Consider the following 19,666-nt stretch of genomic DNA (forward strand, 5'->3'; position numbering starts at 1 on the left):
GGCGGTACTGCTCCTTCGGTCAGGCCTGCAGGCCCAGCACGGCCGCCATGGCGTGCAGGCTGTCCTGCATGGGGGATGCCTCGAACATGTTCTGCTGCAGGAAGGCCGCCATCGCCGGCTGCAGGCGGATGGCCTCGTCCAGCGCAGGGTCGGAGCCGCTCATGTAGGCGCCGACCTGGATCAGGTCGCGGCTCTTCTGGTAGCGCGAGTACACGGCGCGGAACCGGCGCGCGAGGTCGAAATGCTCGCGCGAGGCCACGTTGTGCATGACCCGCGACGCGGACTGCTCGATGTCGATCGCCGGGAAGTGCCCGGTCTCCGCCAGTGCGCGGGACAGCACGATGTGGCCGTCGAGAATGGCCCGGGCCGAGTCTGCGATGGGATCCTGCTGGTCGTCGCCTTCGGACAGGACGGTATAGAAGGCGGTGATGGAGCCCACGCCGTGCAGGCCGTTGCCGCTGCGCTCGACGAGCGCCGGCAGCTTGGCGAAACAGCTCGGCGGATAGCCCTTGGTGGCTGGCGGCTCGCCGATGGCCAGGGCGATCTCGCGCTGGGCCATGGCATAGCGGGTGAGCGAATCCATGAGCAGCAGCACGTGCTTGCCCTTGTCCCGGAAGTGCTCGGCGATGGCCGTCGCATAGGCGGCGCCCTGCATGCGCAGCAGCGGCGGCGCATCGGCCGGCGCGGCGACCACCACGGCCCGCTCGCGGTCCTGCTCGCCCAGGATGTCCTCCACGAATTCCTTGACCTCGCGCCCGCGCTCGCCGATGAGCCCCACGACGATGACATCCGCCTGGGTGTATCGGGCCATCATGCCGAGCAGCACGCTCTTGCCGACGCCGGAGCCCGCGAACAGCCCCAGGCGCTGCCCCCGGCCCACGGAGAGCAGCGCATTGATCGCCCGCACGCCGGTGTCCAGCATCTCGCGCACGGGGTCGCGGTCCATGGCGTTGATCTGGCGCCGGTCCATGGGCTCGGAGGATACGTCCTGCACCGGCCCGCCATGGTCGAGCGGCAGGCCCTGCGAGTCCACGACGCGGCCCAGCAGGCCGTCGCCCATGGGCAGGCGCAGAATGCCCGCGGCCGTCGATGGACGCGAGGAATCGCCCAGGCGCGGCACGGGGACATAAGGCGCGGCAGGCACCACGCTCGCGCCGCTGGACAGGCCGTGGATGTCGCCCGCAGGCATGAGGAAGGCCCGGTCGCCCGAGAAGCCGACGACTTCCGCCAGCACGGCCTCGTGGCCCGGCATCTGTACCAGGCATTGCGATCCCACGGGGACGCGGATGCCCGCAGCCTCCAGGACGAGCCCGGTCAGGCGCGTCAGGGTTCCGCGGGTTTCCAGCGCCGAGCCCTCGGCCAGGCGCCCGCGCGCACCGGACAGGAACGCATCCCAGGGCGAATCCTGCAGTTGCGGATCCGGCACGGTGGCGCTGTCAGCCATGGCCCGGCTCCTCGATCTTCCAGGCCGACGACAGCCCCAGGGCCGCGATGGCGCGGCGCCAGCGCCTGTCGAGCGAGCCGTCCACCACCGTGCCCGCGGATTCGACCAGGCAGTCACCCTCGCCCACGGAGGCATCCGGCACCCACTGGATTTTCGCCCCGGCGTACTCCGTGGTGAGCGGCTGCTCCAGGAACGACCAGTCGGACGGATGGATGCGCACCGTGGCCTGGCGCCCCTCGGCCACCAGCATGCCCAGCGCCTCCCGCACCACGGGCAGCAGGGCCTGCGGCCCGCTGGACAGCTCCTGCCGGACGACCTGGCGGGCGATGTCGCAGGCCAGATCCAGGATCTCCTGCGCCATGCGCTGCTGCAGATCGTTCAGCCCGGCGTCGGCCGCGAGCACCAGACGCTCCAGGCGCGCGGCGGTCTCCCGGCCCTGTCCGCCGATGTAGTCGTCCATGCGTTGCTGCCACGCCAGGGCGGTTTCCTCCTCGCCCTGGGCCTTGCCCTGGGCGAAGGCCTCCTCACGCGCGGCCTCGACCGCAGCCAGGTGGGTGGCTTCGTCGATGCCCGGGGGCGGCAACTCGGCGGCCTCGGGCTGCACCTCGACCGGCGCAAGCAGGTCGGAGCCGTCCACGGCGCCGAAATGCCACTGCGTCACATCGGCGATCTCCTCGCTCGGGATGAAGCGCGTATAGGCGCCGCGGGGACTATACGAATGCGTCATCGCCACCGCCTCCGATCACGATCTGGCCCTCGTCGGAAAGCCGCCGCACGGTCTTGAGGATTTCCTTCTGCTGCGCCTCGACCTCCGACAGCCGCATGGGCCCGCGCGACTCCAGGTCTTCGCGCATGGCTTCCGCGGCCCGCGAGGACATGTTGGAGAGGAACTTCTCGCGCAGTTCCGGCTGGGCGCCCTTGAGCGCGACCACCAGGGTCTCCGAGGCCACTTCGCGCAGCACCGTCTGGATGGCACGGTCGTCCAGCTTGTTGACGTCGTCGAAGACGAACATCTTGTCCATGATCTTCTGGGCCAGGTCGGGATCGTAGCCGCGGATCGACTCCAGCACCACCGTGTCCATGTTGGAGCCCAGCAGGTTGATGATCTCGGCGGCCGCCTTGACGCCCCCCAGGGAGCTCTTGCGGATCTTGTCGCCACCGGCGAGCACCTTGAAGAGCACTTCGTTGAGGTCCTTGAGCGCCGTCGGCTGGATGCCCTCGAGGGTGGCCACGCGCAGCAGCACTTCGCCACGCTGTCGGTCCGACAGCTGCATCAGCACCGCCGCGGATTGCTCGGGATCCAGGTGCACGAGGATGGCCGCGACGATCTGCGGATGCTCGTTGCGCAGCAGTTCCGCCACGGAGAGCGGGTCCATCCACTTGAGGCTTTCAATGCCCGAGACGTCGCCGCCCTGCAAGATCCGGTCGATCAGCAGCGCGGCCTTGTCGTCGCCCAGTGCACGCTTGAGCACGGCGCGGACGTAATTGCTGGTGTCGGACACGAGCAGGCTCTGCGCGGCGGCGTCGTTGGAGAAGCGGTTGATGACGCCGTCCACCTTGTCCTTGGAGACGGAGCGCATGCGGGCGATGGTTTCGCCGAGCTTCTGCACCTCCTTGGGAGACAGGTGCTTGAACACCTCGGCAGCTTCCTCCTCGCCGAGGGACATCAGCAGGATCGCCGCGTCGTTCAGGCCTTGCTCATCCATGGAAGGTCACCGGTCTGTAGGGAAAGGGGTGGGTGGGAGTGCTCATCGGCGCCATCATCGACGGATGGCGGCCGCGTTTCAAGACTCGCCGTTTACCCACACCTTGAGAATGTTGGCGACAGCCATGGGATTTTCCTTGGCCAGGACACGCGCCTCCTCCAGGCGCATCTGCTCGGGGGTCTGGATCAGGTCTTCCGGCTTGGTGGGTGCGGCCAGGGCCGGGCGCTCGGGTTCGTCAGCCTCGATCGCATCCACCTGGCGGCCCGAGGCGGCCGCCGCCGCGGCGGGCGCCGGCGGCTGGTTCATGCCCTTGATCGCAGGCCGCACCAGCCCCAGCAGGATGAGCGCGGCGAAGAGCGACATGCCCACCGGCCAGCCCAGGCTCTTGGCCAGCTCGATCATTTCGGGCTGCTTCCAGAGCGGCAGCTCGACCGCCGGCGCGTTGTCCACCAGGAACTGGGTGTTCATGATGTTCACGGAATCGCCTCGATCCTTGTTGTACCCGATGGTTTCACGCACCAGGGCCGTCATCTGCTCGATCTGCTCGGGCGTGAAGGCCTTGGCCTGCGGCGCCTTGCCCGCCGCCTCGGCGATGGCCTGGTAGTTCACCACCACGGCGGCGCTGACGCGCTTGATCGCACCGCTGCCGGCACGGGTGACGCGCACCGTCTTGTCCACTTCGTAGTTGGTGATGGATTCACGCTTGGCACCGGCAGCCTGGCCCTGCTGGCCGTTGCCGGCCGTGGGAGCGGGGTTGGCGCCGTTGACGGGGGCGGTGGACGGCTGGGGCGGCTGGTTGCTGGCGGCGCCCGGCACGCCGGCCGGCGGCTGGTTGCCCTGGGTGCCGCCGGAGCTTTCCACCACCTGCTGGCTGCGCACGGCACTGCTGTCGGGCGTCTGGTTGGGACGGTGCTGCTCGGACGTCTGCTCCGATTGCGAGAAATCCACCTCGGCCGTCACCTGGGCCTTGACGTTGTTCTTGCCGACCACCGGCTCCAGGATGTCCAGGATGCGGCGGGTGTACTGCTGCTCGATCTGCTGCACGTAGGACAGCTGCTGGCCGTCGATGGCGCTGCCGGCGGCCGTGTCGGGGGACTGCGAGAGCAGCTTGCCGGTATCGTCGAGCACGCTGACGGCGGAAGGCGACATCTCGGGCACGCTGGACGCCACCAGGTGCACGATGCCGGCCAGTTGGGTGCGGTCGAGGAAGCGTCCGGGGTAGAGGCTCAGCAGCACGGAAGCGGAAGGCTTCTGCTGCTCGCGGAAAAATCCGTTCTGGTTGGGCAGCGCCAGGTGGACGCGGGCACTCTGCACGGACGACAGGGCCTGGATGGAGCGGGTCAGTTCGCCCTCGAGCCCGCGCTGGAAGTTCAGCCGCTCCTGGAACTGCGTCACACCGAAGCGGTTGGTCTCCATGAGCTCGAAGCCGGTCACCGAGCCCTTGGGCAGGCCCTGGGTGGCCAGGCGCAGGCGGACATCGTGCACGCGCTCGGCCGGCACCAGGATGGCGCCTCCGCCCTCCGAATACTTGTAGGGAACGTTCATGGTGGACAGCTGGGCCACGATGGCTCCGCCGTCCTTGTCGCTCAGGTTGGAAAACAGCACCTTGTAGTCCGGCTGGCGGTTGAGCACCACCGCGGCCACCACCGCAGCCACCAGCAGCGCGATGCCTGCGCCGAAGCGCAGCCGCTTGGAACGGTCCAGCGCGGAAAAGCGCTGGAGCACGGACGGCACGCTGGGGCTGGCAGGGGGAGCGACGGGGATTTCGGCGACTGCGGACATGGTGCTTTCCAAGGGGACCGCCACGGCACACGGGATCTGGCGTGCCGCGATTATTGGCTGCCCGCCTCCCCTCCGGCAGCCGGATAAGGCGCCCGTTTTCCCAGCTATTCGCCAGGATGCTGCCGGCTCCGGGCCCTACGATTGCACCATCCCGCAACCCCCTCCTCCGCCCGCCATGGACCTCCGCATCTCCAGCTCCACCGCTCCCCTGACGGGCGCCGGCCTGGCGCGCCGTGCCACGGCCGCGCCGGAAGCCTCCGGCCAGGAAGTCGGCTTCTCCACGGCGCTCAAGGGCGCGCTGCAGTCCGTCAGCGCCGCCCAGGACCGGGCCAGCGGGCTGCAGCAGGAAGTGCAGATGGAAAATCCGTCCGTGAGCCTGGAGGAAACCATGATCGCCATCCAGAAGGCCCAGGTGGGCTTCCAGGCGACACTGCACGTGCGCAACCGCATGGTCCAGGCCTACACGGACATCATGAACATGCAGGTCTGACCGCGGGCCCTGCGCCACAAGGCGCGGCGTGCCGGTCAGCGGGCCCTCGCGAAGGGCCCTTTCGCCGTCCCGCCCCCCACGCTCCCCACAAGAAAAATGCCCCGCTCCCTGCGAAGGAAGCGAGGCATTTGCGCATCCGGCACCGCCGGGGAGCACCGGGCGGTGCCGTGCGTGGCCCGCGGCATGGCGGGCGCACCCGTCAGTGCATGATCACCGGCTGGCGCTCGAACAGGTGCTCGAACTGGGCGAGCCAGGGCTCGGCCAGGCAGCGGATCTCGGCATCATTGCGCAGGATGCGCTGCATGATGCGCGTCTTCTCGCGGCGGTGCTCGGGCAGCAGCTGCTGGTCCTGGGACTTGAAGCGCAGCTGCTCGATCAGGACGGCACAGGCGCCTTCGCAGCGCACGACCTCGTCCCAGTCCTTGAGCTTGGCGGCTTCGAGCATCCGCGCGCTGCTGTCTTCGATGGCTTTGTAATAGTCAATGAGCATATGGGACATTTCTGGCGCTCCCTCAGGACGGCCGGTGCGCCTGCGCACCGATCTCGCTCCAGCCCTGGGCCACGGGAGCAATCAAAGTGACCACCTCTTCCACGAGCGCCGCATCGTTGCGCAGGTTGGCCATGGTCAGGCGGCCGACGCAGTAGTCATAGAGCGAGCGAAGGTTCGATGCGATCTCGCCGCCCTGGGCGGGATTGAGTCCGCCTTTCAGGCCCTCCTCCAGGATGCGCACGGCCCGGCCGATGTGGCGCCCCTTCTCTTCCACTTCGCCGCGCTGCATGCTGCCGCGGGCGGCGTTGAGCGACTGCATCAAACCGTCGAAAAGCATCTGGATCAGTTGGTGGGGCGATGCGCCATCCACGCTGGACTGGACACCGACCTGGCGATAGACCGAGGCTGCGCGGGAACTGACTGGCGTAAACATCGAGAACTCCTTCATGCTGCTTACCTTTCTTATCGGCAAACCACGGGAGAACTCAAGGCCATTTCACGCAGGAATCGGTGCAGGAACGCAGGCGCCACGGCGTCAGGCATTCCACTTTGCAATCTGCTGCTGCATGTAGGAACTGAGTGAGGAGATGCTGGCCATTTGCGTGTCGAGGGCCGTGTATTGAGCTCGCATGCGCTTTTCCAGCGTGTCGGCACGCTTGTTCACGGCAGCCTGATCGTCCGCGTTGCGCTTGGACTCCGCCGAGAGTGCGTCGGTCTTGTTGTTCATGAGCCCGTCGAACGACAGCATGGTGGAGGTCAGCGACTTGATGCGCACTCCGAGGCCCGTGCTGGTATCGCCGGAAGCAGGATCCGCGGCGAAGAAGGCCTTCAGGGTATCGGGCGTCTTGAGCGCGTTGTCGAGCTTGGTGCTGTCAGCGACAGTGAGGGAGCCGCCGCGCTGCATCTGGATGCCGAAATCCGACAGTGTCTGCAGCGCCGCCGTACCGCCAGTGGCGGTGGCCATGGCTGCACGCAGGGTGTTCTGCAGGCCGACGGTGGTGCCGTCGCCCTGCAACGCTCCAGCAGTCTTGGTATCGCTATCGTATTTGGTGACATCGCCCAGGAGGGTGTTCACGGCGTTGTAGGCGTCCACGAAATCCTGGATGTTCTTCTTCATGGTGGCCGTATCCGACTTCGCAGTCACATCCACGTCGTCCGTGGTGACCTTGGACGCCGTCAGCGTGAGGCCCGGGATCGTGTCCGCGAACACATTGGTCGTGGAACTGATGTCGATGCCGTTGATCTTGGCCTTGGCGTTCTGCGCGTACTGCACGGTGTTGGCCGCCATGCCCGTGTTCGGGGAGCCCTGCGGATCGAACGCCAGCTTGGACAGGCCGGGATTGGCGGAATCCTCCGAGACCTGCACCCGGAAGCCGGCCGTTTCCCCCGTGGCCTTGGAGCGCAGCATGAGCCGCTCGCCGGAGGCGTCGCGCAGCACCGTGGCCGTCATGCCGCCGTCGGCTTCGTTGATCTTGGTGGCGATGGAGGTCATCGTGTCCGTGGCGGACACGCTGATGTTGAAGGCCGCCGTGGAGCCGGCAGTGAATTCCGGAGGATTCTTGGAGGAATCCCAGGAGCCCAGCTGGAGGGTCATGTTGCCCGCGCCGACGGCGGCGTCCTTGGCGACCGAGCTGGACGCCACCGATTGCGCACGCGAGAGCTGCTGCACGCTCATGGAGAAGGACGTGGCGCTCGCGACGCCGGAGACCGCCACGGACACGGCATCGCTGTTGCTCGACGACACCGCCAAGCCGTTCCAGGCGCTGTCGCGCGTGAGCTTGGAGGCCGCGTCGGACAGGGTGGAGACCAGGGACTTGATCTTGGAATAGGTCGAGATCTTGGTCTGGATGGCGTCAGCGGTCACCTGCAGCTTGTCGAGGGGCTTCTTCTCCAGCGCGACGGTCTGGGAAATGATGCTTTCCACCTGCAGTCCGCTGCCGATCCCGATCGAGGTAATGGCCATGTCGATCTCCCGGGGCCTTCCGGCCCGTCTTCATTGATGAAACACGATTCTGGCAAAAACCTTCCACGCCAAAAGCGGGAAAAGCGGCCACAGGAACCACCCTGTTGCCGCTTTGGAAGGGGCCGGCCCCCTGCCGCCACCCCTTATAAGCCCCCTGTCAACGCAGCAGGGAGAGCACGCCCTGGGGCAGCTGGTTGGCCTGGGCCACCATGGCGGTACCGGCCTGCTGCAGGATCTGCGTGCGCGACAGGTTGGCCGTTTCCTTGGCGAAGTCGGCATCCACGATCCGGCCGCGGGAAGCGGACAGGTTCTCGCCCTGGATGTCGATGTTGCCGGAAGCGTTCTCGAAGCGGCTCTGCAGTGCGCCCAGGTCGGCGCGTGCGGAGTTCACCTGGTCGATGGCACTGTCGATCTTCTTCAGGGCCACCCAGGCGTCCTTCTGCGTGGACACGGTCAGGGTGTCGATGCCCTTCTGGTCCGTGCCGGTGGCGGCGGCCAGCGTCGGGGCGGCGAAGCCGTTGTTCGCCACGGAGAAGCCCGTGAACGTGATGGTTTCCGGCACCGGCGGCGTGGCGCTGTTGAGCTTCGACGATGCGAACTCCAGGTCGTACGAGCCGTCGTCCTTCTTGGTCAGGAAGGCCGTCACGCCGGTATCCGCCGACTTGTTGTTGATGGCGGAAACCACCTGGCCCAGGCGCTCCACGCCGGAACCCGCGGCCTTGATTTCGCCCAGGTCGATGGCGGAGGCGGAACCCACCTGGATGGTCATGGAGCCGGCAGCGATCTTGGTGCTGTAGCCGGTGATCGTGGTGTCGGCGGCGCTGATGGAGGTCACGCTGCCCGTCGAGTACTGGATATTGGACAGGCCCGAGGCGGAAGAGTTGGTCAGCGCGCCCACGGTGATGTTCTCGCCGGAGTTGGCGCCCACCTGGAACAGCGCGCCTGCGAAGCTGCCGTCGAGGATCTTCTGGCCGTTGAAGCTGGTCTGCTTGGCCACGCGGTCGATTTCGTTGGTCAGCTGCTTCACTTCCGACTGCAGGGCGTCGCGGTCCTTCTGGCTGTTGGTCGCGTTGCTGGACTGCACAGCCAGTTCGCGCATGCGCTGCAGCATGTCCCCCACCTTGCCCAGCGCGCCTTCGGCCGTTTGCGCCAGCGAGATGCCGTCGTTGGCATTGCGGCCGGCGACGGCCAAGCCCTTGATCTGGGTGTTCATGCGCTCGGCGATGGACAGGCCGGCGGCATCGTCCTTGGCGCTGTTCACACGCAGGCCGGAGGACAGGCGCTGCATGGACGTGGTGAGCGAGGATTGCGATGCGGTGAGGTTGCGCTGCGCATTGAGCGAAGCGATGTTCGTATTGATGGTGGTGGTCATTTGAAACGCTCCTTGGTTACTAAAGTCCGGCTAGGCCGCCGATCACAACGCCAGCCCCTGAGGCTGGCAGCCAAGACCGGGGCGGCAGTCACGTGAACCCATCCATCGCTTGCCGGTCAACAAATTCGCTGGTGTGAACCTGTTGCTTGGGTTATCGGGCGGAGTGCCGGGAAACTTGAGCGCTCCGAAGAAAAAAATTCTTACAAGCAGGCCGTCCCACCCCTCCGCATCCGCCTGTTGCTCGCATGCAACAGACGAACTGGCCTGTTTTCCTCCCTTTTTTCGCCCGTCCGGAAAAACCGGCGCCCCGCAGAATTCCTTCCAACGCTAGGGCTGCCCGCTGCAGGTGGTGCCTCCTTGGCCACGGCAGCAGTGCCCATCCCTTTTGCGAAGGAGTTCCGCAATGGCCTCGACCATCAACACCAACATCGCCTCACTCAATGCGCAGCGCAACCTGGGCATGTCCGCCTCCTCGCTGAGCACGTCCATGCAGCGCCTGTCGTCCGGCCTGCGTGTGAACAGCGCCAAGGACGATGCCGCCGGCCTGGCCATTGCCGAGCGCATGAACACCCAGGTGCGCGGCCTGGCTGTCGCATCGCGCAATGCCAACGACGGCATCTCGCTGGCGCAGACGGCCGAAGGCGCGCTGGGCAAGGTGGGCGACATGCTGCAGCGCATGCGCGAGCTCGCCGTGCAGGCCAGCAACGCCACCAACAGCAAGGCCGACCGGACCGCACTGCAGTCGGAAGTGAAGCAGCTGACCGACGAAATCGACCGCGTCTCCAAGCAGACGACGTTCAACGGCCAGAAGATCCTCGACGGCAGCTTCGCAGGCGCACTGTTCCAGGTGGGCGCCAACTCCGGCGACAACGTCACGCTGGGCTCGCTGGCCGACACCCGTGCAGCCGGGCTGGCCAACATCAGCTACTCCAGCACCTCCACGGCCATCTCGGTCGACGCTTCCGACACCACCATCAGCGGCTACAACACGGCCATCGCCGCCGGCACGCTGACCATCGCGGTGAACATGGGCAGCACGTCCACCACTATCGACCTGGGCGACATCAAGGCCGCGGGCTCCGGGGTGGAGCGCATGGGCCAGATCATGAGCGCCATCAACAACAAGTCGTCGGATACCGGCGTGACGGCCTTTCTGACCAAGAAGGACGACGGCACCTACGACCTGGAATTCGCGTCGGCCAAGCTCACCGATGCCACGCCGCCAGCCCCCGCCGCGGTGACGTTCTCGGGGTTCACCGTCGCCAACTCCGGATTCACGGCGCCCACCCTGACGGCCGCCACCGGCACGGACCAGAAGGGCATCGACACCGTCACCATTGCCACGCAGAAGGACGCGTGGGTGGCGTTGAAGAAGATCGACAGCGCCATCGACCAGGTGAACTCCGCACGCGCCGACCTGGGCGCACTGCAGAGCCGCTTCGAGAGCGCCATCGCCAACATCGACATCCAGGGAGAAAATATGGCGGCCGCCCGTGGCCGGATCATGGATGCCGACTTCGCCAAGGAAACGGCCAACCTGTCGCGCACGCAGATCCTGCAACAGGCCGGTACCGCCATGGTGGCCCAGGCCAACCAGTTGCCGCAGCAGGTGCTGAAGCTGCTGCAGGGCTGAAAAAGTCCTCCGCGGGCTAATACACTGCCGCTTGGGGCCGAAATATGGGTCTCAGCGGCAATTTTCTTTTTGGAGCACGCATGCCTTCGCCTTCCATCGAGCAGTTCATCGAAAGCTTTCTGACAGCCGTCGACTTCCAGGAGCCGGTGGAGGTCACCCCCGGTACCGAATTGCGTGCCCTGCCCGAGTGGGACTCCCTTGCCGCCCTGGGCGTCATCGTGATGTTCGACGTGGAGTACGGCAAGACGATCGTGGGGGACGACCTGAAGAACTGCACCACGATCACCGACCTCTACAACCTGCTGGGATAGCAATACCATGGGTCTGTCCACCCTGCACAACGTGCGTTTCGCAGGCATGACGAGTTGCGTGCCCAAGCGCGTGGTCTCCAACCTGGAGGATTGCCCGCCGAAAATGCGCTCCGAAAGGGAGCGCCTCGTGCGCAACATCGGCATCCGGCAGCGCCGCCTGTGCGCGTCATGGCAGTGCTTTTCCGACCTGGCGATGGACGCCACCGAAAAGCTCCTGGAGGAACTGCAGTGGGCCCGGGAGGAAGTGGATGCGCTCATCGTGGTCACGCAGTCGCCCGACTACCCGATTCCCTCGACCGCCATCATCCTGCAGGACCGCCTGGGGCTGCCGCACTCCACCATCGCATTCGACGTGAACCTGGGTTGCTCCGGCTACCCCTTCGGCCTGCACCTGCTGGGCAGCATGATTGCGTCGGGCGCGGTGAAGAAGGGCCTGCTGCTGGTGGGCGACCGTTCCGCGAGCGAGCGGGATCCCCTGTTTTCCGATGCGGGAACCGCCACGGCCCTCGAGTTCGACCCGGCAGCCCCGCCCATGTATTTCGACCTCAACAACGACGGCAGTGGCTACAAGGCCATCATCAAGCCGGTGGGCGGGCACCGGGAACCCTACGCCTTCCACCACAGCGTCCCGACACGCGACGAGGATGGCGAGCTGCAATGGCCGGACCGCCTGCTGCTCGACGGGCCGGCGGTGCTGAGCTTCTCCACCCAGCGGGTCCCGCCCGCCGTGGAACGCACGCTCCAATATGCGGGCGTATCGAAGGACGACGTGGACTACTTCGTCTTCCACCAGGCCAACCGGATGATCAACGAAACCATCCGCAAGAAGCTGGCGCTCGCTCCGGAGAAGGTGCCCTCGACGCTGGCTGACTACGGCAACACCAGCGGCGCGACCCTGCCCGTCACGATGACGGCGCGGCTCAACGAGGTGCTGGAGAACGGCTCGCACAAGCTGCTGTTGAGCGGATTCGGCATCGGCCTTTCCTGGGGCACATGCATTCTGGACATTTCGGGGGCCCGATTCCCGGCCATGCTGGAGTCCTGACCCATGGATGCCGCCCCGACGCCGTTCCATCTCACAGGCCAGCGCATCCTCGTGACGGGGGCAACGTCCGGCCTTGGCCATGCCATTGCCCTCGCATGCGCCCGCATGGGGGCCCAGGTGATCGGCGTGGGGCGGGACGAAGCCCGCCTCGCCCGCACGCTCGAGGCCCTGCAGGCCGCGGCCCCCGGTGCAAGCCACCTTGCAGTGCGGGCCGACCTGACCCAGGCTGGCGATCGCTCTGCCCTGGTGGAGCAGATCGGCCCGTCGCCACTGAGCGGCGTTGTCCACAGTGCAGGCATCTCGCGCCTGTCCCCCGTGCGGATGATCACCGAACAGCATCTGCGCGAAGTGCAGGCCATCAATGTCGATGCCCCCATGCTGCTGACACAGGCACTGCTCAAGCGCAACCTGGTTGCGCAGGGTGGCTCGCTGGTGTTCATCGCCTCGATCGCGGCGCACATCGGCGTGCCGGGCGTGGCAGCGTACTCGGGCACCAAGGCCGCGCTGATTGCGATGGTCCGCTGCCTCGCGATGGAAGTGGTCAAGCGGGGCGTCCGTGCGAACTGCCTTTCCCCCGCCCTGGTGGAGACACCGCTGCTCGACGCCACCGCCACGCTGGTGGGCTCGATGGAGCAGGAGCGCGGCAACTACCCGCTCGGCTTTGGCCGCCCCGACGACGTGGCGAACGCCGCTGTATTCCTGCTGTCCCAGGCCAGCCGATGGATCACGGGAACGACGCTCATCATGGACGGCGGGCTCACCATCAGCTGATCATCCCCCATGACTGCCCGTACCGAAGACACGATCGAACCGCGCCGGAACCTGCTCATCGTGGGGGCCGGCGGCTTCGGCCGCGAGGTGTTGACGTACATCGAGGATGACAATCCGCTGTTCCGCCCGAAGGGTTTCCTCGATTCACGGACTTCGGCACTGGACGGTCTGGAGCGCTCCGTCGGCATTGTGGGCGACCCCCTGACCTATGTTCCGGTCGATGGCGATGTTTTCATGGCGGCGCTGGGTGATCCCGCTGCACGGCACAAATACACCGAAGTCCTTCGTTCCGTGCACGATGTCGACTTTGCCACGGTAGTGCACCCACAGGCCCACGTGACCCGGCACGCCCGGCTGGGCCGCGGCTGCATCATCGGCCCCCGCGTGGGTATCTCCGTGGATGTGCAGGTGGGTGATTTCGTGTGCATCCAGGAATACACCGTTGTCGGTCACGACGTGCGCATAGGAGACTGGTGCCAGATCAACAGCCATTGCTCCATCGGCGGGGGAGCCAGGATCGGCAATTTCGTGTCGATCCACCCCAATTGCGTCATCACGAGCGGGACGGTGATCGGAGACAACGTCAAGGTCGGCGCCGGCAGCGTCGTGTACGGGCGCATCCCGCCCAACATCACCATCATGGGCAACCCGGCCCGGCGCTTTTCGTGGAACTGAAGGCGCGCCTGCACCGGTCCACAGCCCCCAAATGGCAGCGTACGCACCTCCCATGAATTCCAGGACAACGCCCTTCGCGCCAGGCGCCCTGGCCAGCCGCATCAACCTTGGCCGCATTCATCGCAAAGACGCGCTGGCCGCAATGCTGGAGCTCTACCGTCGCGATCCGCATTTCTGCATTCCCGGGCAGGCACGTGAAATCCTGGCACGCAAGGGCCGCCAGGCGCGCTTCATCCTTCTGGGGACCAAGACGTTCGCGGAGGTCTTCATCCGGGCGACGCGCGATGAAGGCTGGGCTCTTGCGGTGGTCGACGATTTCAAGTGCCGTGGCGGTGAAAAATACCATGGCGTGGACATCATCCCGACCCGGCAGTTTCTCGGGATGGTGAAGGGCGATCCGGACATCATCGCCATCAACTGCTGCCGCACGGATTATTCACGGCGCTTTTTCGATCGGCTGTGTTCGCGCGAAGGCATTGCCCACCTCAACCATGAGCAGGTCACCCGGCTGTTCGACATGAACGACCGCGTGGACTACCGCACGGCGGATTGGGCGCCCGTCATCAGCAGCCGGTTCGAGGAGTTCCAGTTGCTGGAGGGCCGGCTGGAGGATCCACATTCCGTAGATACGCTGCACAGCGTGCTGATGTTCCACCTGAGCTGCAATCCCGAGTGGTATCTCACTGTCGCGAGACCGTATTCCACCCTGTACTTCCGTTCCGGCCTGCTGGACTTTTCAGACAACGAAAGATTCGTGGACTGCGGCGCATCGATCGGCGAATCGACGACGGGGTTGCTGGGCATCACGGGGGATCGCATGGAGCACTCCTGGATGATCGAGCCCGACCGGTTCAACCTGGATGTGTTGCGCAAGCTGCAGAGCAGCTATGCGGGCACGGACCTGGAATCCAGGATATCCCTCCATCCATTCGCCGTGGGGGACTCCGATGCACAAGTGCCGTTCCACCACCTCGGGGGACACGGAAGCAGCATCGCCGTAAGCCCGGATGCCACGCTGGAAAGCGTGTCCGTGCGCCGCATCGACGACATCATCGACGCACCGCCCACCTTCATCAAGATGGACATCGAAGGCTTCGAGATCCCGGCGCTGCGCGGCGCGCGCGGCGCCATCCGGTCGGGCCTGCCCAAAATGGCGATTTCCGCCTATCACCGCGCGACGGATCTGCTGGAGATCCCGGCCCTGGTGGATGCGATATCCCCCGGCTACTCGATCGGCCTGCAGCACCACACCGAGGATCGCTGGGACACCTGTCTTTATTTTTACCGCTGAGCCATGGCCAAAGTCCGAGGCGGCCTCGACCGCGTTCTGCTGAAGTATCCCGACATCGACCTGTCCCGCATCCGCCTGATCGGATGGGGAGGCGGCCAGGCTTTCACGGACTACTACCCGTTGCTGGGCTTGCCTGTGGAGTACACGGTATGTCCCTTTGCGGCCAATCAGGGCAAACAGATCCATGGCGTCACCGTGAAGAGCCCCGAGGCGTTGATGCAGGAGCCCCACGATGACGTGCTGGTGGTGGTCTTCGCGGCGCATTCGGCGGAGATCATGAACCAGATCCGCAATTTCTGGGGAGACTACCGGTGCGTGCCGGCACTGACCCACAGCCCGCGCCACGGAGATATCGACCAGCTCCAGGCGTTCGCCCGGGTGTTCGAGGGCCTGTCCATCCAGCGTACGACGCCACACCGCACTCCTTCCCTCGGCATCTTCGTGCAGGGACCGGTCTTTTCCTATACGCCGATGGCGCTCGCCTGGCAGCGAATGGCCCATCCTGAGGCCTACGTGTGTCTGGTGACCTGGGAGCACCAGAGCGCGGCCAGCCTGGATGCCTGCCGCCCCTGGGTGGATGCCGTGCTGACCCTGCATCAGCCGGAGGCCATGGTGGACAGCCGCAACGCCATCATCCGCTCGGCCAAGGCAGGTGCCCTGCATCTGAGCGAGGTGGGAGTGCCCTATGCAGTGCGCATGCGCAGCGATACCGTCATCACGGGCTCGCTCTATCGCACCATAGAAGAGCTGTTCGACGACGGAAGCAGGAACGCCGGGAAATTCGGCTTCCTGGCGCACTCCTCCTGGAAACAGATTCCCTTCCATTTCTCGGAGAGATTTCTTGTCAGCCGCACCGAGGACATGTGCGCGCTGTGGTCGCTGCCGGAAGACATGCGGGGCCCCGACCAGATTCGGCACCGCACCGACGAGCACTATCAGCAGATCCAGAAGGCTGCCGTGGAATGCCTGCTGTGGCAGAGCCTGGCCCGTCAATGGAATGAGCCGGCCCGGGATCTTGCCGATGGCTACCGCTTCGCGGCCAACCACCTCGTGCCGATGGACGAATACGCCGACGTGCTGTCTTTCAAGAACATCCCGCTTTTCAACCTGACGCTGAACAAAGGCTTCGTGGGCACACCCGACTGGTGGAGAGAGGTTTATGCCGACCTGCCGTCAGCCATGCGCCAGGCCGATGCGGAAAGTGCGCAGGAGTTCACGATCGCGGAATTTTTCGCCGGACGCGTCGGCTGACGCATGCGGCAGGGCTGCGGGAACATCAATACAGCACGCCGCGCATTTCAGGAACCATGGGCCCCGGCGCCTCCCCGCGTTCCAGCTTGCGGACGAAATCAGGATTGGCCAGGATGGCCCGGCCCCAGGTGACCATGTCCAGAAGCCTTTCCGCGATTTCCAGCTCGGCGTCCTCGGTGGACAACGATGCGCCGCCCATGAGGAAGTGCGGCCACAGCGGCCGCACCCGCCGGATGATCCTGCCCGACGTTTCCGCATAGGGTGCGTCCGCGCAGCTGATGTCCAGTTGCCGCAGTCCCAGGCGATCCAGGCCCGGGATGAGGTATGCGAGCATCTCGTCCAGATCCGGCCAGTCGTAGAGCCCCCCCATCATGCGCGAGGGTGACAGCCGGACCATCAGGCGCCGGGGGCCGCAGATCGGCAGCAGGCGTTCCACGAGTTCCAGCACGATCCGGCAGCGGTTTTCGACCGAACCGCCATACGCGTCGGTGCGGTCGTTGATGCGCGCATCGAGGAACTGGTCGATCAGGTAGCCATGGCCCATGTGGATCTGTACCCCGTCGAACCCCACCGCCAGCGCCCGGCGCGCGGCGTCCTCGAACAGGCGGTAGAGGTCGGGCATCTCCGATGCCAGCAAGGCGCGGGGCTCGCCATACGGCTGGCCGTTCTGCCGGTTGATGCCCGCAGCGGCGCGGCCCGTGGAGCTGACGGGCGCCAGCCCGCCCGTGAAATCGGGATGGGAGATCCGGCCGCAGTGCCAGAGCTGGGCGACGATGCGCGTTCCCGCTGCCTGCACCTGCCGGATGGCGGGCACCCAGCTTTGCGCCTGCTCGTCGGTCTGCAAGTGCGGCACGTTCCGGTAGCCATCCGCCGAAGAATGGATCACGATCCCTTCGGTCAGGATGAGCGCCACGCCCGCCTCCGCGCGTCGGGCGTAGTAAGCGGCGATATCCGCCGTGCACCGGTGCCCGGCATCCGCGAAGCCGCGGGTCATGGCGGCCATGGCGACGCGGTTGCGCAAATGGCCGAAGGTTTCTTCGTGCGTGAAAGGGGCCAGCAGTTGCGAAGTCATGGGGCGAACATCGTGGTGAAGTAGGGTTGGGCGAGGTAGCTGGCCAGGCTGTCCTGCCAGCTGCGCTGGCGGTCCAGGCCGCGGGCCTGGAGCGCGGCATTGCGCATCACGACGGCGGCCGGCCGCATGGCTTTCTCCTTGCGGGCCATGGTTTCCGCAGCCACCCGGGCGATCTCGATCCGCCCGTCCAGGCCCAGCAACCGCACGATCTCCGATGCGAGCTCGAAGAAGGAAGCCTGGCCGTGGGAAGCCATGCAGAAGCGGCCGGTCTCGCCACGCGCCAGCAGCAGCAGGCCGTTGTAGGCCAGGTCGTCCGTGAGCGTGGGCTGCCAGACCCGGTCGCCGATTTCCATCCGGTCCGCCCCGGAGCACAACATGCCCGCGAGATGGGGAATCAGTTTGCCGACGAAGTTCTTGTCACGTGCCTGCTCGCCGAAAAATCCGCCCATGCGCACCACCAGCGCATCGGGCGCGTGCTGCAGCGCCATCTGCTCCGCCTCCAGTTTCAGCCGCCCATACACGCTCAGCGGCCGGGCGGGCGTGGTCTCGTCCACCGTCTCACTCCCGTCGTAGACCAGGAACGTCTGCGGGAAGAAGAAGCGGGCTTCGCATTCCCGGGCCAGCGCGGCCACATGGCGGGAGCCAAGGACCTGCACCTGCGCCGCCTCGTCGGGATGGTCCTCGCACCAATTGACGTCCGAACACACGGCGCAATGGATGACGATATCCGGCCTCCATGCACGCAGTGCTTCGGCCTGCTCCCGGTGGCGCACGTCGAATGCGCTCCGGTCCAGCGCCGCGACCACGGCAGTGGGGACGTGTGCGGCCAGGTGGCGGGCGAATGCGCTTCCCAGCATGCCCCCGGCACCCGTGATGAGCACGCGGGCACCCTGCAGGCCGGAGAGTTCATCAGGATCGCGCATGGGTATCTCTTTCGGTCGGAAGCGGAGCAAGAAACAGGTCGTCCGCGATTTCGGGAACGCAGCGCATGACCTCGTTCGGACGGTAAGGCAAGGCACCTGACAGCAGCCGGCCAGGAGCCTTCCAGAGCGCCCACCAGCGCTGCGCGAAGTCCAGCATCGACACGGGTTCGCCGGAACCCACGTTGCGCACCCAGGGAATGCCCGCCTCGATGTCCTGGCGCTCCACGGCATGCAGGAAGGCGCGGGCCACGGCCTCGACCGCCACATAGTCGCGCACCTGCGCGCCGGGAGTCATCGGGAAGTCGTGCCCACCCTGGGCCGCAAGCTGCAGCGCCGGCCAGAAGTTGCCGGCGTACTGGCCTTCACCGAAGACCGAGAAGATGCGCAGATAGCACAGCTCCATGGCGTGCTCGATCGCATGGGCGTGCGCCGCCTGGAAACCGGCGGCCTTGGAGGCCGCGTAGCCGTAGGTGGGGGCCAGGGGCGCACCGGGGGGAATGGCATCGTAGGCATCCGCGCTGCGCCCGTATTCCGCGAAGGTGCCCGCCGCCACCACGCGGCGCACTCCGGCCGCCCGGGCCGCGTCCAGCAACCGCACCAGCACGCTGACGTTCCAGTAGAACAGCTCCTGCCAGGACGCCTGCTGCGGCGGCACGCCGGGCGATGCCAGATGCAGCAGCACGTCCACCCCGGCCAGGTCGGCGGCCTCCAGACGGTCCATGGGATGGGTGTGCCAGCCGAGGCGGGGATGCCCGGCGAGCCGGGCGTCTTGCGGGTGGCGCAGCGCAGTGACGCGGTGCCCCGCGTCCAGCAAGGCGGCGAGCACGTGCCGGCCGATGAATCCGGTGCCTCCCGTCAGGAACACATGCTGCTCAGCCGCCATGGCGCAGCTCCCCGGGCATCGTGAAGGGGCTGGCGAACGCATCCAGGCCGGGGTGGCTACGGTCGCGCTTGGAAAGAATCGGGTCCTGGTCCGGCCAGGGAATGCCGGCCGAGTCCCAGCGGATTCCCGCGTCGTGCTGCGGCGCGTGGGCCGAGGTGACGTGATAGACGATGGTCGCGCCCTCGGTGAGCGCATAGCAGCCGTGTGCGAACCCTGGCGGGATATAGACCTGGTTGCCCCGCTCGGCGTCCAATTCGAAGAGGGCGGCTTGCCCGTGCGTGGGCGAGCCCTTGCGCAGATCGACCACGGCGTCGAACAGCCGGCCGTGGCTGCAGTGCACCAGCTTGGCATGTGCATGGGGAGGCAGCTGGAAATGCAGCCCCCGCAGCACGCCACGCCGCGAGACGCTGTAGAAGCTTTCCGCCCAGTCGCATTCAAGGCCCCGTGCGGCGAACGCGGCCCTGCTGAAGGTCTTCACGAAGCGGCCCCGCTCGTCCGGATGCACGGGCAGCAGGATCTCGTAGCAGCCCGGCAGGGTGCTCTCCTCGAAATGCATGGTGCGCC

General features: G+C 66.3%; 20 protein-coding genes. 8 read left to right on the plus strand and 12 right to left on the minus strand.

What is annotated here, in order from left to right; translation table 11 throughout:
• Window positions 1-19: 19 nt before the first annotated feature.
• The 4 genes from fliI to fliF form a co-directional block, all read right to left on the minus strand.
• Window positions 20-1,444, minus strand: coding sequence for a flagellar protein export ATPase FliI (gene fliI / locus BLR05_RS14315; RefSeq protein ID WP_092835324.1), 1,425 nt, complete (start codon window positions 1,442-1,444; stop codon window positions 20-22).
• Window positions 1,437-2,171 (minus strand): FliH/SctL family protein, encoded by a 735-nt coding sequence (locus BLR05_RS14320; RefSeq protein WP_092835326.1) that lies wholly within the window; start codon window positions 2,169-2,171, stop codon window positions 1,437-1,439. Before BLR05_RS14320 ends, fliI begins: the two co-directional genes overlap by 8 nt.
• The gene (gene fliG / locus BLR05_RS14325) at window positions 2,155-3,150 is read right to left on the minus strand and encodes a flagellar motor switch protein FliG (protein WP_013596644.1); all 996 of its coding nucleotides are present in this window, start codon (window positions 3,148-3,150) and stop codon (window positions 2,155-2,157) included. The genes BLR05_RS14320 and fliG overlap by 17 nt, the downstream gene beginning before the upstream one ends.
• 78 nt (window positions 3,151-3,228) lie before the next feature.
• Window positions 3,229-4,932, minus strand: a complete 1,704-nt coding sequence (gene fliF, locus BLR05_RS14330) for a flagellar basal-body MS-ring/collar protein FliF (RefSeq protein ID WP_092835328.1) — start codon at window positions 4,930-4,932, stop codon at window positions 3,229-3,231.
• 175 nt (window positions 4,933-5,107) lie between these two features.
• Between fliF and fliE the strand changes: the two genes are divergently transcribed.
• On the plus strand, window positions 5,108-5,422 hold the full coding sequence (gene fliE / locus BLR05_RS14335) for a flagellar hook-basal body complex protein FliE (protein ID WP_092835330.1): 315 nt from the start codon (window positions 5,108-5,110) through the stop codon (window positions 5,420-5,422).
• 199 nt (window positions 5,423-5,621) lie between these two features.
• Here the strand turns inward: fliE and BLR05_RS14340 are convergent, their stop codons facing one another.
• From BLR05_RS14340 to BLR05_RS14355, 4 genes are all read right to left on the minus strand, one after another.
• Window positions 5,622-5,921: a flagellar protein FliT gene (locus tag BLR05_RS14340; protein ID WP_092835332.1), complete on the minus strand. Its 300-nt coding sequence runs from the start codon at window positions 5,919-5,921 to the stop codon at window positions 5,622-5,624.
• A gap of 13 nt (window positions 5,922-5,934) precedes the next feature.
• The gene (gene fliS, locus BLR05_RS14345) at window positions 5,935-6,345 is read right to left on the minus strand and encodes a flagellar export chaperone FliS (RefSeq protein ID WP_092835483.1); all 411 of its coding nucleotides are present in this window, start codon (window positions 6,343-6,345) and stop codon (window positions 5,935-5,937) included.
• A gap of 102 nt (window positions 6,346-6,447) precedes the next feature.
• The gene (gene fliD, locus BLR05_RS14350) at window positions 6,448-7,875 is read right to left on the minus strand and encodes a flagellar filament capping protein FliD (RefSeq protein WP_092835334.1); all 1,428 of its coding nucleotides are present in this window, start codon (window positions 7,873-7,875) and stop codon (window positions 6,448-6,450) included.
• A 157-nt stretch (window positions 7,876-8,032) separates the two neighbouring features.
• Window positions 8,033-9,247: a flagellin gene (locus tag BLR05_RS14355; RefSeq protein ID WP_092835336.1), complete on the minus strand. Its 1,215-nt coding sequence runs from the start codon at window positions 9,245-9,247 to the stop codon at window positions 8,033-8,035.
• A 403-nt stretch (window positions 9,248-9,650) separates the two neighbouring features.
• Between BLR05_RS14355 and BLR05_RS14360 the strand changes: the two genes are divergently transcribed.
• The 7 genes from BLR05_RS14360 (at window position 9,651) to BLR05_RS14390 (ending at window position 16,224) form a co-directional block, all read left to right on the plus strand.
• The gene (locus BLR05_RS14360) at window positions 9,651-10,880 is read left to right on the plus strand and encodes a flagellin (RefSeq protein WP_092835338.1); all 1,230 of its coding nucleotides are present in this window, start codon (window positions 9,651-9,653) and stop codon (window positions 10,878-10,880) included.
• Window positions 10,881-10,960: 80 nt separating this feature from the next.
• Window positions 10,961-11,191, plus strand: coding sequence for an acyl carrier protein (locus BLR05_RS14365; protein ID WP_092835340.1), 231 nt, complete (start codon window positions 10,961-10,963; stop codon window positions 11,189-11,191).
• Between the two features lie 7 nt (window positions 11,192-11,198).
• Window positions 11,199-12,236, plus strand: a complete 1,038-nt coding sequence (locus tag BLR05_RS14370) for a ketoacyl-ACP synthase III (RefSeq protein ID WP_092835342.1) — start codon at window positions 11,199-11,201, stop codon at window positions 12,234-12,236.
• Window positions 12,237-12,239: 3 nt separating this feature from the next.
• A complete protein-coding gene (locus BLR05_RS14375; protein ID WP_092835344.1) occupies window positions 12,240-13,007 on the plus strand; it encodes an SDR family NAD(P)-dependent oxidoreductase in 768 nt (255 codons plus the stop codon).
• A gap of 9 nt (window positions 13,008-13,016) precedes the next feature.
• Window positions 13,017-13,682, plus strand: a complete 666-nt coding sequence (locus BLR05_RS14380) for a NeuD/PglB/VioB family sugar acetyltransferase (protein ID WP_092835346.1) — start codon at window positions 13,017-13,019, stop codon at window positions 13,680-13,682.
• Between the two features lie 142 nt (window positions 13,683-13,824).
• On the plus strand, window positions 13,825-14,973 hold the full coding sequence (locus tag BLR05_RS14385; RefSeq protein ID WP_092835348.1) for an FkbM family methyltransferase: 1,149 nt from the start codon (window positions 13,825-13,827) through the stop codon (window positions 14,971-14,973).
• A gap of 3 nt (window positions 14,974-14,976) precedes the next feature.
• The gene (locus tag BLR05_RS14390) at window positions 14,977-16,224 is read left to right on the plus strand and encodes a WavE lipopolysaccharide synthesis family protein (protein WP_092835350.1); all 1,248 of its coding nucleotides are present in this window, start codon (window positions 14,977-14,979) and stop codon (window positions 16,222-16,224) included.
• Between the two features lie 25 nt (window positions 16,225-16,249).
• On the opposite strand, the gene BLR05_RS14395 is transcribed toward BLR05_RS14390, so the two are convergent.
• From BLR05_RS14395 to BLR05_RS14410, 4 genes are read right to left on the minus strand one after another with little or no spacing between them, the layout of a single operon-like run.
• Complete coding sequence (locus BLR05_RS14395; RefSeq protein WP_092835352.1) at window positions 16,250-17,296, minus strand: oxidoreductase; 1,047 nt, start codon at window positions 17,294-17,296, stop codon at window positions 16,250-16,252.
• Entirely contained in the window at window positions 17,293-18,219 is a 927-nt protein-coding gene (locus BLR05_RS14400; RefSeq protein ID WP_167361266.1) for an SDR family oxidoreductase, read from the minus strand. Before BLR05_RS14400 ends, BLR05_RS14395 begins: the two co-directional genes overlap by 4 nt.
• Window positions 18,206-19,102, minus strand: coding sequence for an NAD-dependent epimerase/dehydratase family protein (locus tag BLR05_RS14405; protein ID WP_167361267.1), 897 nt, complete (start codon window positions 19,100-19,102; stop codon window positions 18,206-18,208). The genes BLR05_RS14400 and BLR05_RS14405 overlap by 14 nt, the downstream gene beginning before the upstream one ends.
• On the minus strand, window positions 19,092-19,658 hold the full coding sequence (locus BLR05_RS14410) for a dTDP-4-dehydrorhamnose 3,5-epimerase family protein (protein WP_092835358.1): 567 nt from the start codon (window positions 19,656-19,658) through the stop codon (window positions 19,092-19,094). Before BLR05_RS14410 ends, BLR05_RS14405 begins: the two co-directional genes overlap by 11 nt.
• Between the last annotated feature and the right edge of the window lie 8 nt (window positions 19,659-19,666).

It is taken from the genome of Paracidovorax cattleyae, assembly GCF_900104515.1.
In the GTDB taxonomy this organism is placed as follows: domain Bacteria; phylum Pseudomonadota; class Gammaproteobacteria; order Burkholderiales; family Burkholderiaceae_C; genus Paracidovorax; species Paracidovorax cattleyae.